A 14879-nucleotide genomic window follows, 5' to 3' on the forward strand; every position below is an offset into this window, starting at 1 on the left:
TTGGTTAGAATACAGGCCTCGTAGCACTTAGTGTTACGAGGCTTTTTTATTTCTATACCGAACTCCGTGGTATCTACAAGGTGAATGCTATGAATAGAGTGTTTTATCGCCAAGGCTTGATGGCCTTTTTCCTATTAACTATGACTTTACTCATGGCTGGCTGCGGTCAATCAGATAAGGCTGAAGAGCTTTATTTTGAAGGTAAGACAATGGGCACCACTTATCACATTAAGGTGTTTGCAGAGTCTTCAAAGGTTGCAGGTGTTGATTTACACCCGGAAATTAAGCAAGTGCTTAAAGATGTAAATCAATCTATGTCGACTTACATTCCTGATTCAGAAATTAACCAGTTCAACCAGTTACCAGCAGGGCAGGTAATGCCAATAAGCGCTGATTTTAGAAACGTGGTAGCTGAATCAATTCGCCTTGGCGAATCAACAAAAACGTTAGATGTGACTATGGGGCCACTTATTGACTTGTGGGGCTTTGGTCCAGATAAAAAGCCGACTAAACGCCCAAGCGATGAAGCCTTGGCCGCAATGGTTGCCAAAATTGGTGTTGATAAGCTTGAACTTACAGATGCTGGTCTTATGAAGACGATTGATGGTTTAGAGCTGTCGTTTTCGGCTACAGCCAAAGGTTACGGCATTGATAAAGTAGCACAAGTGATAGAAAGCCATGGTTTCACTAATTATATGGTTGAGATTGGTGGTGAGCTTCGTGTGTCGGGTATTAAGCCAAACAACATCACTTGGAAAATAGCTATTGAGCAGCCTGATGCTGAGCCTGGCGTGCGTAAAGTACATAAAGTAATTGAGCCGGGTACTAATGGTATTGCGACATCCGGTGATTACCGAATTTTTTACGAAATGGATGGTGTTACCTATAGCCACTTAATTGACCCTGTAACAGGTATGCCGAGCCGTCATGATTTGGTATCAGTTACTGTTTTACACCCATCAGCGATGACTGCAGACGGCTTAGCGACGGCAATTACAGTGATGGGCATGGAAAAGGCGCAGAAATACGCCGAAGAGCACGATTTGCCGGTGTACTTAATTGGTAAGTCAGACAATGGTTTAGTAACTTATTCAAGCCCTGCATTTAAAGCATATTTGTAGTAGGGCAAGAAGCAGTGTATACCCAAGCCGCCTCAAGATGCAGAATTCAGCGCTCCATAGGGCTTAATATCAAGGCGTTACTTGGGAACAATGGCAGTCCCTTTTAAGAAGTAACAACGATGAGAGTAAGTGCCTGTGAAGCGCCCAAAGGGTTGGTTTAAAAGCGATTTATACTGCGTTATTGATTTTAACAATAGAACCACTATTGCTTGCAATCAATGCCTTGCCTAAATTGCTTTTAATTCTAACTGAAACTCGCACCTTGAGGTGGTTTAGGTATATAATACATGCAGCCTAATTAATTAGGCTCGATTTAATTGCTGACGATAGGGGCAAAGCAATGTCACTTTTTCTTCTTACATTTGGTCTACTTATTTTAATTGTGGCGGCGATGGCTGTCGGCATGATTGTGCAAAAGAAATCTATGGCCAGTAGTTGTGGTGGCCTAGGCGCTGTTGGTATCGACAAAGCCTGCGACTGCGACGACCCATGTGACAAGCGTAAAAAGCGCATGGCAAAAGAACAAGTCTGGAAAGAGAATCAAATTCTTTAACCACAAAAAAAGCGCCCAAAGGCGCTTTTTTAATACCTAAATTTTACAAGGACAGTCACTTTAACTAAATTTTATACCATTCCGTATAAAGATTAAATCAATTTAATCCATTCCCGATTGCACATTTTCCTTACTCGATCCGGGATTGAAATAAAGTGATTCCACGCCTTTGAAACTTCATCGACAATTTCGTCATAGCCTGAAAACACTCTATTTGATAAACAATGTTGTCGTATCCAACTCCATACTTGCTCTATTGGATTTAGCTCTGGTGAATAAGGTGGAAGCTTTATAAGCGTTAGGTTTTTAAATTCTGCAGCTGTATCGTATGTTTGCCAGCCTGCGCCATCTATGATCACGACAGCATGTCTTCCAGCAGGTGTCGCGTGTGATATCTGGCGCATGTGCTGCGTCATCGCTTCTTTATTTACAAATGGACTAACTAACGCTTCTGTTTGGCCTGTCGCTGGACATACCGCGCCAAATAAGTATCCATAGTCAAATTGCTGTTGTTTTACAATCCGTGGCCGAGTGCCTGTTTCAGCCCAAATGCGCGTAGTCGGATTTTGCTGGCCAAATCGTGCTTCGTCCTGAAACCATACGTCGATCCGATCAAGAGGAAGGTGTCCTGGTGTGTGAAGGATCGTTTCCAGTTGGAAGTTTTTTAAAAGCTTCTTGGCTCTGTAATGATTGTTTCGGGTGTTTAGAGCGACTTGTGATCCAACTAAAGCCAAGTTGCTTTAGAATTTTATAGACATGATTTAAGTGGTAATGAACACCAAATTCAGTATGAATGTAATGCACAATGTCTTCACCGGTAAGGCGGCCACCACGAAGTTCTGTATTCGTGCGCTTTATAAACTCAGATAGTTGTTCAAGTTGCCGCTGTTGTAATCTTGATGGACGTCCTTGAATGGGCTTATTGTCTAAACCAGCTAGCCCATACTCTAGGTAACTAGAAACCCATTTATTCACACTACTTCTTGCTGTGTTTAGACGTTTTGCAATATCGGTTCTGCTATTCCCCTCATAAAATAATGACACTGCGAGCAATCGCATGCGTTTTCGTGCGTTTGGTTCTTTACGAGAAAGCGCTAAAAGCTGTTCAGATATGTTTGGATTCAATGTTATTAACCGGTGATTTTATATAGCCTATATTAGATCAGATATTTAAGCGGAATGGTATTACAAGGACAGTCACTTTAAAACTATTTTGAATATTTACAAAGACTATTTACAAAGACAGTCACTTTTATCCATGAACTCATTCTTGCAGTAAATAAGATATTGTCTAAACTTTAATTACATTTAATGCATTTCAAATTATCAGTTCAAGGAGTGAACGATGGCTTTAGCAAGGAAGCGGCAAATCTGTTTGTCGAACACCAAATATTATCACTGTGTATCTCGTTGCGTCAGACGCGCTTACCTTTGTGGAGAAGACGCACTCACAGGCAAATCATATGAACACCGCCGAGTGTGGGTTGAACAGCGTCTGCTTGCTCTTGCAAAGGTATTTTGCATTGATGTGTGTGCTTATGCGGTGATGAGCAATCATACGCATCTTGTGCTTTATGTTGATAATAAAAAAGCAAATAGGTTATCGGATAAAGCCATTCTTTTACGCTGGTTTAAGCTCAGTAAAATGACGCCTTTAGGTCAAAAAGCCCTTTATGGTGAGCCGTTAAGTGATGGTCAACAAGTCTTCTTAAATAAAGAGGTTGCAGAATACAGAGCGCGCCTTTCGAGCATTAGTTGGTTCATGCGAATGCTAAATGAATATATTGCCAGACGGGCAAATAAAGAAGACGAGTGTACAGGGCATTTTTGGGAAGGGCGCTTTAAAAGCCAAGCTCTCCTTGATGAATCAGCGCTTTTAGCCTGCATGGCCTATGTTGATTTAAACCCTGTTCGTGCTAAAGCTGCAAGTACGCCGGAGCAATCGGACTATACCAGTTTTATAAAGCGATGCGAAAGCGCGAAGGAGTCAAAGCAACCTAAATTACTAGCTCGTTTTATTGGTGGCATGAGTAAGTATAAATCAAAGGGAATACCTTTTGAGTTAAAGTCATACCTGCTACTTGTGGAGCAAACTGGGCGTTGTATCAGCGCGGATAAGCCTGGATATATAGAGCATCATTTACCTCCTATTCTTGAAAGGCTGAATTTGGAAGCTAAAAACTGGTTAACATTAACAACTCAATTTGAAAACTTATTTCATGGAGCAGCAGGTCGAGTGGGTGCTATTGAAAGTTATTGCAGTAAAACTGCTCGTAAGCGACGAAGTAATCTAGCAAGCTGTAAGTTATTACTTGCCAGTTAATCTTAAATTTCTCTCGACTTTTATTTTTTGCAAACTCTTGCAGCTAACTTGTACTTTCAATTCTCATAAAATTAAATCTTTTATCTTGGTTTCTATTGTTAGATTAAGCTAATAGGGTAGTTTGTCTACTCAGCTATTATTTTAGGTTACAAATTTAAGGTATTTGGAGGTTTAACAGTGCCTGTCTTTTTAAATCGTGTTTAATCTAAATTAATTAGCTTAGCCCCTAAAACTGCGTACTTATTTTTGCCATTTGCTTGTAAGAAAAAGGCGGCAGGTGCATGAAGTGAAGGTATTGATGTAAATACACTTTTGCATGCGTAAACTGGCCAATTTGTGGAGTTTTCTAGCATATTAATATCGCCAGAAAAGCAACTATAGCCTTGTATTAAAAGCTCTTTATATTTATTTTCGGTAAGCGTTAACGACTCATTTAAAACAAAACTGTTACCGGTTCTAAAGTTCAGGTTGCTTGCATCTAAACTCGTGTAACCTTGGCGGATACTGCTTATATCCCCCAACTCTTTAATAATGGGTGACTGTCCTTTGTTGTTTATTGCAATATCTATCTGATAATCACCTAGCTCACTCTTTACAGTTACATCATCTATTAGTAAGTCTACCCAATTGTCTTTAGCATTAAATGGGATAGCGTGGTACTGGGCTATTTTAGCGCTTTTCCATTCCTGTGAAGTTATTGAATCAATAGTCTTTTTATATAAAACACGGTTAACTTTACGGGCTATTTGTCGGTTTGGGTCGTTTGGGTAAGCACCTGATTCAATTAATATAGTTCGGATACCTTTTTCCGAAAAAGTATCTCCAAAACTGCGATAAGAGTAACTGTCGTTGTACTTCCCCAAGTGCCCTGGGATCATGGTTTCAACCGTTTTGGCTAAATGAGCAATAAATTGCATAGCCTCACCACGAATTTTATTCACTTCTCTTGCTTCATTATAGGCGGGTGCTAGCACTGAAATAGAGGCTTGTTTACCCATTTTTCCGGCACCGTAATAGGCATTCTGATCATGTAAATTAAAGCCGAAATCAGGTTTGAATTCATCAGCCGCAGTCATGAGTATTTGTCCTTCTTTTGTGCGAAGGGCTTTAGCATCACGATTTAAATCAATACCTTGTGCATTATGGCGAGTTTGAGCTGCGGCGCCGTCTGGGTTCACCATAGGGATAATGAGAAGAGTTACTTTCTGTTGCCAGCTTTCTAGCCATTGTGCGTTTTCATCTGCGGTTATAAAGCTTAAAAAATCCATTAGTGCGGCAGTAGCTGTGTTTTCGTCGCCGTGCATTTGGCTCCACATCATCACTTTGATTGGGCCGGTGCCGATTTTTAGAGAATTAAGTGCCTGTCCTTGGAAAGAGGTGCCGATTTGTTTTAGTGTGACGCTTGGATGTTTTGCTGCGCGTTTTAAGTGGGGTTCTATATCGGCGTAGTAAATCGCAGGTTTATCTAAGCCAGCTACAGCGGTGTCTTCAATCGTATTTGCAGGTGTACTGGTACTTAGTGCTAAAAAGGCTGCAGCGAGTGCATATTGACGCATAATTATCTCTTTTATTCTTTGTTTTAATATTATGTAGAATATTATATTTCATCGCCTTTGGCTAATCCTTGTTCAGTATTAAAGCTTCGATTGCTACTGACTAAGTATGCTTTAAATCGCTATTTTTATGCTATTTTCTTTTTCTTCATAGCTTTACGCTATATAAAATACAGTATTACTTTTAAGTACTTAGCTTCAATAGGTTTGTTTTTTTACAGTTTATTATCAAATGGCTAAACAATACTTAACCGTGTGCTGTAAAATTCTACTTGTACCGTCTGTTGACTTTGTTATACTCCACATCGAAATTTCAGTAATTACTGAAACTTTATTGATGAAGATCATGTTACCGCATTAAAAAATAGGGTAAGCCATTTACCTAAAATGCAGTAAAAGCGATAAAAGGCGTGAGTTTTGCGAGCAATTAATCAGTCACAAGGTGTCAAACAGTCTAGCTTAGCTAGGTTGCAATTGGCTGCGCGTGCGTTTTTTGCTGGCAAAGAACTAATGTCAGTTTTAGCCTTGTTGCTGATTAATTCAGCCATGCTAATCAACGGTACATTAGAAGATGCTCACGGGCTAAGAAGTTTATTAAGTGAAGGTGCTTTATACGAAACACCGTTGCTTAATGTTTTGAGTTTTTTAGCTTACCCTGTGGTGTCTTGCCAATTACTTATTGGTTTATGCTGGTTGGTCTTCCATTTCTTCCCTGCGCGTCGTGCAGGTGTCATTTTACGTAAAGCGGCCTTCGCTGCGCGTGAAACGATAAAGTCTTTAGTAGTACACAGCGCTCATGGCTGTCGTGCTCCTCCTCGTGTAAGTGGTTGTCTGTAAATAAGCTTTGTTGCTTAAGTTCAGCCATTTAGTCGTTTTTCTAAGTTGTCTTTACTAAGCACCTAGTGGGTTTTTTACGCCCAAATTTCAGCAGCCAACCTAAAATCCCTCACTTCTTAGCGTGCCGATTTGTCGTGCTTGTTAGTCAGCCGAGGGATATCTGTAGCATCTGTTGCAGAAAAGCGTCGTGTTCTTATTTCGACAAGTGTTAACTTTTAGGTTGTAGGATATTCCTTTGTCAATTCGAAACCTTTGTAATATTGCTCTAGCGTCTTTAGTGCTGGCCTTGTCTGGCTGTAAAGGCGGGGTACTCGATCCAAAAGGTCAAATTGGTGTCGACGAGAAGTATTTAATTATCGTAGCTACGGTGTTAATGCTGATTGTTGTGATTCCAGTTATTGCCATGACAATTTATTTTGCATGGAAATACCGTGATGGACGAGATCAAGAAATTTACGCTCCAAAGTGGGCGCACTCTAATAAGATTGAAGCTGTAGTTTGGACCATTCCTATCATCATCGTTGCGATTTTAGGTGTGATCACGTGGCAGTCAACGCAACAACTTGACCCATATAAACCACTTGAGGGTAAAGGTAAGCACCTTACTGTTGAGGTTGTTTCTTTGAACTGGAAATGGCTATTCATTTATCCAGAGCAAGGCATCGCCACAGTGAATGAGCTTGTTTTTCCTGCCAATGTGCCAGTGCAGTACAAGATCACCTCAGAAAGCACCATGAACTCGTTTTTCATTCCACAGCTTGGTAGCCAAATTTATTCAATGGCAGGCATGGAAACAAAGCTTCATTTAATTGCTGATGAGCCGGGTACTTTTAAAGGCTTCTCTGCTAACTACAGTGGTGCAGGTTTCACAGGTATGAAGTTCGATGCCATTGCAACAGCCACAGAAGCTGATTTCGATGCTTGGGTAAACAAAGTAAAAAATACTGGTTCTGCATTGACTAAGCAAAGCTATGTTGAACTTGCAAAACCAAGTGAATACGACCCAGTTAAATACTATGCCAGCGTAGATAAAGATATGTTCCATTCAATCGTAATGAAATATATGCAAGCGCATGGCTCTCACGGTGCAATGCAACACGCTATGCCAGAGCACTCAGCTCATAAGAAGCACAGCGAGGACGAGGAATAATCATGTCGTTGTTAGGTAAATTAACATTAGACGCAATCCCGTTTCATGAACCAATTATCATGGTTACCATGACGGTTGTTGCTGTCTTAGGTCTGTTAGTGGCAGGCTTAGTAACAAAATATAAAAAGTGGGGCGTGATTTGGCACGACTGGATCACCTCAATTGACCATAAGCGTTTAGGTGTTATGTACATCATTCTTGCGCTTATCATGCTTTTCCGTGGTTTCGCGGATGCCATTATGATGCGACTGCAATTAGCAATGGCTACTGGCGGTGCAAGTGGTTACTTACCACCAGAGCACTATGACCAAATATTTACGGCACACGGGGTGATCATGATCATCTTTATGGCGATGCCGTTTATGATTGGTTTAATGAACATCATTTTACCGCTGCAAATTGGTGCCCGTGATGTTGCATTCCCATTCTTAAATAACCTTAGCTTTTGGTTAACTGCTGGCGGTGCAATCCTAATCAATATCTCATTATTCTTTGGTGAGTTTGCGAAAACGGGTTGGGTGGCATATCCACCGTTGTCTGAATTGTCATTCAGTCCAGGTGTCGGGGTCGACTATTATATATGGGCCTTGCAGATATCCGGCTTGGGTACCTTATTAACATCGGTAAACTTCTTAGCGACTGTATTTAAAATGCGTGCACCAGGCATGACATTAATGAAAATGCCTATTTTTACTTGGGCATGTACGTGGGCGAATATCTTAATTGCAGCATCGTTCCCAATTTTAACTGCTGTTCTGGCTATGTTAACGCTTGATCGTTATCTCGATTTCCACTTCTTCACGAATGAATTAGGTGGTAACGCGATGATGTACATCAACTTATTCTGGGCATGGGGTCACCCTGAAGTTTACATTCTGATCTTACCTGCGTTTGGTATTTTCTCAGAAGTTATCTCAACGTTTGCTGGTAAACGCTTGTTTGGTTATAAGTCGATGGTTTACGCAAGTGGTGCAATTTCGATTTTAGGTTTTATCGTTTGGCTTCATCACTTCTTTACTATGGGCTCAAGCGCTAACGTTAATGCCTTCTTTGGTGTTATGACCATGGTTATTGCGGTACCGACCGGGGTTAAGTTGTTTAACTGGTTATTCACTATGTATCGTGGTCGTTTACGTATTACTGTGCCTGTCCTTTGGACTTTAGGTTTTATGGTGACGTTCACTATCGGTGGTATGACCGGCGTGTTACTTGCTATTCCTGGTGCTGACTACGTATTACATAACAGCTTATTCTTAATCGCTCACTTCCATAACACCATCATTGGCGGTGCGGTATTTGGTTATTTAGCTGGTTTTGCGTTTTGGTTCCCTAAAGCAATGGGCTTCAAACTTGACGAGAGCTGGGGCAGACGATCTTTCTGGTGCTGGTTAATTGGTTTCTTCGTGGCATTTATGCCGTTATACGTACTTGGTTTCTTAGGTATGACACGTCGCTTAAACCACACAAACAACCCTGATTGGAACATTTGGTTATACATTGCAGCTGGCGGTGCGGTGATCATTATGTTCGGTATCTTGTTCCAAGTTGTACAACTTGTAGTGAGCTTCAAAAACCGCGAGCAACTTGATGATACAACGGGCGATCCGTGGAATGGTCATACCCTTGAGTGGGCATCTGCTTCACCTCCACAGTACTACAACTTTGCGAAAATCCCTCATGTTGATGACATCGATGCGTGGACAGACATGAAAGAAAAAGGCTTAGCCTACAAGCAAGAAGCCTCTTATAGCCCAATTCATATGCCAAAAAATACATCGGCAGGTGTATTAATGAGCGCAGCTTTAACAACCTTCTGTTTTGCCATGATCTGGCACATTTGGTGGCTTGCAGCCTTTGGTTTACTGGGTGCTATCGTGGTGTTCATCAAACGTTGTTACACCAGCGATGTTGATTACTACGTGCAACCAGATGAAATTGTTGAACTAGAAACGGCTCATAACACAGCCGCTACTAAGGAGGTGAATGCATGAGTAGCATTTCTGCAGGACTCGACACCTTAAACGGCGCACACGGTCATGTCGATGCACACGACCATGAGCACCACGATACAGGTGGTAACACCGTATTTGGTTTCTGGCTTTATCTTATGACTGACTGTCTGTTGTTTGCATCATTTTTTGCAACCTACGCAGTATTGTTCATGAACACTGCTGGCGGTGTGTCGGGTAAAGATATTTTTGAACTTGATTTTGTTGCGGTTGAAACCGCAGCTCTACTACTTAGTAGTATCACATTTGGCTTTGCGATGATCTCTGCTCACGGGCAGAAAAAGGCGGCTACGTTAACTTGGTTGCTGGTTACCTTTGCCTTTGGTGCAGTGTTTATTGGTATGGAAGTGTACGAATTTCATCACCTAATTGCGCACGGTAATGGCCCTCAGCAAAGTGCCTTTTTAACATCGTTCTTCTCTTTAGTGGGCTTACATGGTCTTCACGTTACAGCGGGTCTTATTTGGATGACTGTCCTGATGATTGAAGTTGTGCGCCGTGGTTTAAACCCACAAACAGTGACACGCCTAAGTTGTTTAAGCCTATTCTGGCACTTCTTAGATGTGGTGTGGATCTGTGTATTTACCGTTGTTTATTTAATGGGAGCAATGTAATGAGTCACAGTGAATCACATGTAATTAATAACTTAGAAGTTCATGCACATAATGATCAATCACATGGCAGCGTTAAAGACTATTTAATTGGTTTTCTACTGTCAGTGGTTTTAACGGCTATTCCATTTTGGGCTGTGATGAGTGGTTCGTTTTCTAAAACGACCACTGCATGGTGCATCGTGAGCATGGCGATTGTGCAAATTTGGGTGCATTTGAAATATTTCTTACACCTAAACTTCAAAACTGAAGACGGCAAGGCAAGTTCATTGTCGTTTATCTTTAGTGCTTTAATCATAGTTATGGTGGTTGGTTTGTCGGTGTGGATCATCTACGAATCGAACGCCATGATGATGTACTAATAACAATTACTTGGTAATTGGTAAAAGATTTACGAAAGGAGCTGGTTAGTCTGAGGTTGTGTCTCCAGTTCTTACAGTCTGTTACTAGCTAGTTTCTTTCGTAATATTGCGTTTGTGCTGAAAATTAGAGGAGTCGAGGAAGTGTTTCGACGTTATTTAAATGTCACTAAACCTGGCATTATCATGGGCAATTTGATCTCTGTCGCGGGGGGATTCTTGCTAGCCTCTCGCGGTGATATTGACCCATGGTTAATGATCGCAACCTTACTAGGGTTATCTTTAGTAGTGGCATCAGGATGCGCGATCAATAACGTAATTGATCGTGATATTGATGTTGCTATGGCGCGCACTCGCAAACGCGTCACAGTGACTGGCGAAATGTCAGCAAAGGCGGCTATGGCACATGGCATCGTGCTTGGTGTTATTGGTTTCGGATTATTAGCAGTGTATACCAACGTAGTGGCACTCTTATTTGCTACTTTTGGTTACGTCATCTACGTAGGTGTGTACAGCTTATACATGAAACGTCGTTCTGTGTACGGCACCTTTGTAGGAAGTTTATCTGGCGCAGTACCACCTGTAGTGGGTTATTGTGCCGTAACTGGGCAGTTTGATGCTGGTGCTGTGATTTTATTGGTTATGTTTAGTCTATGGCAAATGCCTCATTCATATGCAATTGCAATTTTTCGTTATAACGACTACCAAGCGGCCAGAATTCCTGTGTTACCAGTAGCGCAGGGGATCGAGAAGGCAAAGCATCACATTGTTTTATATATCGCCGTGTATGCGTTGGTTGTGATGTTATTAACCATTAGTGGTTATACAGGTTTAGCCTTTATGGCTGTAGCTTGTACAACGAGTTTTTGGTGGTTGCTAATGGCGCTTCGTGGCTATCGTCGCAATATTGATGTAAGCGGCTGGGCGCGCCAAGTGTTTGCTTTTTCAATTGTAAACATCACGGTTTTGAGCATAGCTATGGCTTTAGATTACCATTCGGTAGCTCCACAGCTACTTGTTTTAACTTAGAAAAAAGTTGCTAACATATCCCAATGTTACAGTAGCAAAGGCCCGGTTTTTTCTCCACCGGGCCTTTTTTCTTTGTTGTTTTTAAAATCGAGCAGCTTGCTCTACTACAATGCCATGACGAGCCGCTAAACGGCGATGGTCTTTATCATAACCACCACCAATCACGGTTGCGACAGGTACATTGTGCTCAAGGCAGCGTTTGAGAACTAAATGGTCGCGTTGTGCTATCCCTTGCCAGCTTATATCAAGTTTTCCTAAGCCATCTTGCTGCCATACATCTACACCTGCATCATAAAGTACTAAGTCTGGGTTTAGGGTGTTTAATAAATAACTCAGCGTATCGTCAACAACGCCTAGGTATTCACTATCAGCGACATTCGGTGCTAAACCTATATCTAAATCGCTGGCTGATTTTCGAAACGGAAAATTCTTTTCACAGTGAATAGAGCAGGTATAAGCATAGGGCTGATGCGCCAGCATTGCTGCGGTACCATCACCTTGATGAACATCTAAATCAAAAATAAGTATATTGGTTACTTCACCACTTTTTATCAGGGTTTCGCTGGTGAAAGCGAGGTCGTTTACCATGCAATAGCCTGAGCCAAAATCAGTATGAGCATGATGAGTGCCACCCGCTAAGTGGCAAGCAATGCCATGTTTAAGAGCTAAACGTGCTGTTTGTAAGGTGCCCAGAGGCGCAGTAAAGGTACGTGCCATCAGCTCTTTTGACCAAGGTAAGCCAATACGGCGCATCGCTTTTTCATCTAAGCGGTTGTGCCAAAGGTCGTGGATATAATTTTCGCAGTGCACTAACTCAAGGGGCTCAGGGCTGCCAAGCATCGGTTGAGTTAGGTTGTCATTTATTAATCCAAGGTTTTGTACATGCTCATATAAATAAGCAAATTTACTCATCACAAAGCGATGGTTAGGATCGAAACTAAACGAGTAATTTGGGTGATACACCAAGGGTAAGTGGGGATTTAACTGCATAGCTCATTGAATAGCTGAATTTGCTACAGCATAACGAATCTACCGACAAAAGTTTACTCTGGTGCGTGAATTAAATGAGCTAATTCGCGATGTAATAATGCTTCATCACCCAGATTGAGCTCAATCAATCGTTTTAAGTGAGATATTATCAATATCGATATGTTCGCAGCGAAGGCCTGCATGCTGATGCTCAACATGGCACAGCTCCACTTGCATTTTAATCTCGATAGTTGACTCTGGTAGGGTAAAGATTAAGTCAGCTTTACTATGAATAGGCACTAAAAATGAATCACTTTTAGTAATGAGCGCACCTTGCAAAGATAGATCAAGTAACTGACAGTGATAGTCGTTATCTTCGATACGAAGGACCGCAGGGCAAGAAAATAATACCCGCGAAAACTCTCTGCGTTCATTCATAGCTGTATCTCCAACTTTAGTTACTTAATAGTATAGATCATAATGGAGTGAGTGATAGCAAAGCTTAATACAACAAAAAAGCCCCTGAGTAGGGGCTTTTTGAGTATCAGCTAATTAGCCAATTTTTTTGTATTTAATACGCTTAGGTTGTGCCGCTTCTGCGCCTAAGGTTTTCTTTAACCATTCTTCATACTCTGTGTAGTTACCATCGAAGAAGTTAATTTGGCCTTCATCACGGTAATCAAGAATATGTGTAGCAATACGGTCAAGGAACCAACGGTCATGCGAGATACACATTACACAGCCAGGGAACTCTAAAATAGCGTTCTCAAGTGCACGTAGTGTTTCAACGTCTAGGTCATTGGTTGGCTCATCCAGTAGTAATACGTTGCCACCTGCTTTTAGTAACTTAGCTAGGTGTAAACGGTTGCGCTCACCACCTGATAGGTCTTTAACGAATTTTTGTTGGTCGTTACCTTTGAAGTTAAAGCGGCCAACATAGGCACGGCTTGGGAATTCAAAGTTACCAATTTTTAATACGTCTTGGCCGTTAGAGATTTCTTGGAAAACAGTGTTGCTTTCGTCCATGTCGCCACGGAACTGATCAACCGTTGCAAGCTCAACAGTGTCACCAACAATGATCTCACCGCTATCTGGCGTTTCTTCACCACTTAGCATTTTGAATAGCGTTGATTTACCCGCACCATTGGCACCGATAATACCTACGATAGCGCCTTTCGGCATTGCAAAGTTTAAGTCATCGATTAATACACGTTCGCCAAAGCTCTTCTTCAGGCCTTTCACTTCGATAACTTGATCACCTAAGCGTGGACCCGGTGGAATGAATAGTTCATTCGTTTCGTTACGCTTTTGGTAATCGTTTTGCTGAAGCTCAGAGAACTGTGCCATACGTGCTTTAGACTTAGCTTGACGGCCTTTCGGGTTTGAACGAACCCATTCAAGTTCTTGCGCGATTGATTTTTGACGTGCTTTTTCAGATTTCTGTTCTTGTTGTAAACGTAAATCTTTCTGCTCAAGCCACGATGAGTAGTTACCTTCCCAAGGAATACCTTCACCACGGTCAAGCTCTAAAATCCAACCTGCTACGTTATCTAAGAAGTAACGGTCGTGGGTTACAGCAACCACGGTACCTTCGTAGTCGTGTAAGAAGCGCTCTAACCAAGCAACTGACTCAGCGTCTAAGTGGTTGGTCGGTTCGTCAAGGATAAGCATATCTGGTTTTTCAAGTAGTAAACGACAGATCGCAACACGGCGACGCTCACCACCCGAAAGGTGTTCAATTTTTGCATTCCAAGGTGGAAGGCGTAATGCATCAGCTGCACGCTCTAACACGTTGTCGATATTGTGACCATCGTGTGCTTGGATGATAGCTTCTAATTCGCCTTGCTCTTTAGCAAGTGCATCGAAGTCAGCACCGTCCATTGCATACTCGTTGTATACTTCATCAAGGCGGTTTAGTGCGTTTTTAACTTCGCTTACTGCTTCTTCTACTGTTTCGCGAACTGTTTTGCTTTCGTCTAGTACAGGTTCTTGCGGTAAGTAACCGATTTTAGTGCCTGGTTGAGGGCGAGCTTCACCTTCAAAGTCTTGGTCAACACCAGCCATAATGCGAAGTAACGTTGATTTACCTGCACCGTTTAGACCTAGCACACCAATTTTTGCGCCTGGGAAAAAGTGTAAAGAAATATCTTTTAAGATAGTGCGCTTAGGTGGCACAACCTTAGAAACTCGACTCATCGAGAATATAAACTTATCTGGTAACACCATGAAAGGAGCCTTCAATTTATAAGAAAAATTAACAGCAAGTATTGTATACCCAAACTACCTCAAAATACAGAATTCAGCGTTTATGATAGGCTTATCATCAAGGTGTTATTTACTCAAAGAGTCATACATTTTAATTAAT

The 14879-nt window shown here is 41.6% G+C and carries 13 protein-coding genes and 1 pseudogene; 9 read left to right on the forward strand and 5 right to left on the reverse strand.

Features of this window, described 5'->3' with window-relative positions:
- The first annotated feature begins 89 nt into the window (after positions 1 to 89).
- Positions 90 to 1121 carry an FAD:protein FMN transferase gene (locus L1266_RS10140; protein ID WP_235377464.1) on the forward strand — a complete coding sequence of 344 codons (1032 nt, stop codon included), beginning with the start codon at positions 90 to 92 and terminating at the stop codon, positions 1119 to 1121.
- Between the two features lie 340 nt (positions 1122 to 1461).
- A complete protein-coding gene (gene nqrM / locus L1266_RS10145; protein ID WP_055020649.1) occupies positions 1462 to 1674 on the forward strand; it encodes a (Na+)-NQR maturation NqrM in 213 nt (70 codons plus the stop codon).
- Positions 1675 to 1766: 92 nt separating this feature from the next.
- On the opposite strand, the gene L1266_RS10150 is transcribed toward nqrM, so the two are convergent.
- A protein-coding gene (locus L1266_RS10150) for an IS630 family transposase (RefSeq protein ID WP_442960603.1) occupies positions 1767 to 2733 on the reverse strand; the annotation gives its coding sequence in 2 pieces (ribosomal slippage) (positions 1767 to 2333 and positions 2335 to 2733; 966 coding nt in all).
- Positions 2734 to 3019: 286 nt separating this feature from the next.
- On the opposite strand from L1266_RS10150, the gene L1266_RS10155 reads away from it, so the two are divergent.
- Positions 3020 to 3997, forward strand: a complete 978-nt coding sequence (locus L1266_RS10155; protein ID WP_235377466.1) for a transposase — start codon at positions 3020 to 3022, stop codon at positions 3995 to 3997.
- Positions 3998 to 4197: 200 nt separating this feature from the next.
- Here the strand turns inward: L1266_RS10155 and L1266_RS10160 are convergent, their stop codons facing one another.
- Positions 4198 to 5553, reverse strand: coding sequence for a M14 family zinc carboxypeptidase (locus tag L1266_RS10160; protein ID WP_235377467.1), 1356 nt, complete (start codon positions 5551 to 5553; stop codon positions 4198 to 4200).
- 414 nt (positions 5554 to 5967) lie between these two features.
- Between L1266_RS10160 and L1266_RS10165 the strand changes: the two genes are divergently transcribed.
- The 6 genes from L1266_RS10165 to cyoE all read left to right on the forward strand — a co-directional run bounded on the left by L1266_RS10165 (position 5968) and on the right by cyoE (position 11545).
- On the forward strand, positions 5968 to 6387 hold the full coding sequence (locus L1266_RS10165; protein ID WP_063706310.1) for a hypothetical protein: 420 nt from the start codon (positions 5968 to 5970) through the stop codon (positions 6385 to 6387).
- Between the two features lie 235 nt (positions 6388 to 6622).
- Positions 6623 to 7537, forward strand: a complete 915-nt coding sequence (gene cyoA, locus L1266_RS10170; protein ID WP_054562298.1) for a ubiquinol oxidase subunit II — start codon at positions 6623 to 6625, stop codon at positions 7535 to 7537.
- 2 nt (positions 7538 to 7539) lie between these two features.
- Positions 7540 to 9528: a cytochrome o ubiquinol oxidase subunit I gene (gene cyoB / locus L1266_RS10175; protein WP_054554289.1), complete on the forward strand. Its 1989-nt coding sequence runs from the start codon at positions 7540 to 7542 to the stop codon at positions 9526 to 9528.
- Complete coding sequence (gene cyoC, locus L1266_RS10180; protein WP_054554290.1) at positions 9525 to 10160, forward strand: cytochrome o ubiquinol oxidase subunit III; 636 nt, start codon at positions 9525 to 9527, stop codon at positions 10158 to 10160. Before cyoB ends, cyoC begins: the two co-directional genes overlap by 4 nt.
- On the forward strand, positions 10160 to 10519 hold the full coding sequence (gene cyoD / locus L1266_RS10185) for a cytochrome o ubiquinol oxidase subunit IV (protein ID WP_138600215.1): 360 nt from the start codon (positions 10160 to 10162) through the stop codon (positions 10517 to 10519). The genes cyoC and cyoD overlap by 1 nt, the downstream gene beginning before the upstream one ends.
- 141 nt (positions 10520 to 10660) lie before the next feature.
- Positions 10661 to 11545, forward strand: coding sequence for a heme o synthase (cyoE, locus tag L1266_RS10190; RefSeq protein WP_054554292.1), 885 nt, complete (start codon positions 10661 to 10663; stop codon positions 11543 to 11545).
- 81 nt (positions 11546 to 11626) lie between these two features.
- Here cyoE and L1266_RS10195 read toward each other — a convergent pair whose 3' ends face one another.
- The 3 genes and pseudogenes from L1266_RS10195 to ettA form a co-directional block, all read right to left on the reverse strand.
- On the reverse strand, positions 11627 to 12535 hold the full coding sequence (locus L1266_RS10195) for a histone deacetylase family protein (protein WP_138619422.1): 909 nt from the start codon (positions 12533 to 12535) through the stop codon (positions 11627 to 11629).
- Between the two features lie 53 nt (positions 12536 to 12588).
- Positions 12589 to 12952, reverse strand: a pseudogene (locus L1266_RS10200) (PilZ domain-containing protein).
- A gap of 114 nt (positions 12953 to 13066) precedes the next feature.
- A complete protein-coding gene (gene ettA, locus L1266_RS10205; RefSeq protein ID WP_235377468.1) occupies positions 13067 to 14740 on the reverse strand; it encodes an energy-dependent translational throttle protein EttA in 1674 nt (557 codons plus the stop codon).
- Positions 14741 to 14879: the final 139 nt, after the last annotated feature.

Origin of the sequence: Pseudoalteromonas sp. Cn5-37, assembly GCF_021532495.1 — a bacterium.
Taxonomy (GTDB): domain Bacteria; phylum Pseudomonadota; class Gammaproteobacteria; order Enterobacterales; family Alteromonadaceae; genus Pseudoalteromonas; species Pseudoalteromonas simplex.

Bases quoted from the DNA above. Each gene is read 5' to 3' on its own strand.
- L1266_RS10140 (WP_235377464.1), top strand. From the start codon at position 90: ATGAATAGAGTGTTTTATCGCCAAGGCTTGATGGCCTTTTTCCTATTA.
- nqrM (WP_055020649.1), top strand. From the start codon at position 1,462: ATGTCACTTTTTCTTCTTACATTTGGTCTACTTATTTTAATTGTGGCG.
- L1266_RS10155 (WP_235377466.1), top strand. From the start codon at position 3,020: ATGGCTTTAGCAAGGAAGCGGCAAATCTGTTTGTCGAACACCAAATAT.
- L1266_RS10160 (WP_235377467.1), bottom strand. From the start codon at position 5,553: ATGCGTCAATATGCACTCGCTGCAGCCTTTTTAGCACTAAGTACCAGT.
- cyoB (WP_054554289.1), top strand. From the start codon at position 7,540: ATGTCGTTGTTAGGTAAATTAACATTAGACGCAATCCCGTTTCATGAA.
- cyoC (WP_054554290.1), top strand. From the start codon at position 9,525: ATGAGTAGCATTTCTGCAGGACTCGACACCTTAAACGGCGCACACGGT.
- cyoD (WP_138600215.1), top strand. From the start codon at position 10,160: ATGAGTCACAGTGAATCACATGTAATTAATAACTTAGAAGTTCATGCA.
- L1266_RS10195 (WP_138619422.1), bottom strand. From the start codon at position 12,535: ATGCAGTTAAATCCCCACTTACCCTTGGTGTATCACCCAAATTACTCG.
- ettA (WP_235377468.1), bottom strand. From the start codon at position 14,740: ATGGTGTTACCAGATAAGTTTATATTCTCGATGAGTCGAGTTTCTAAG.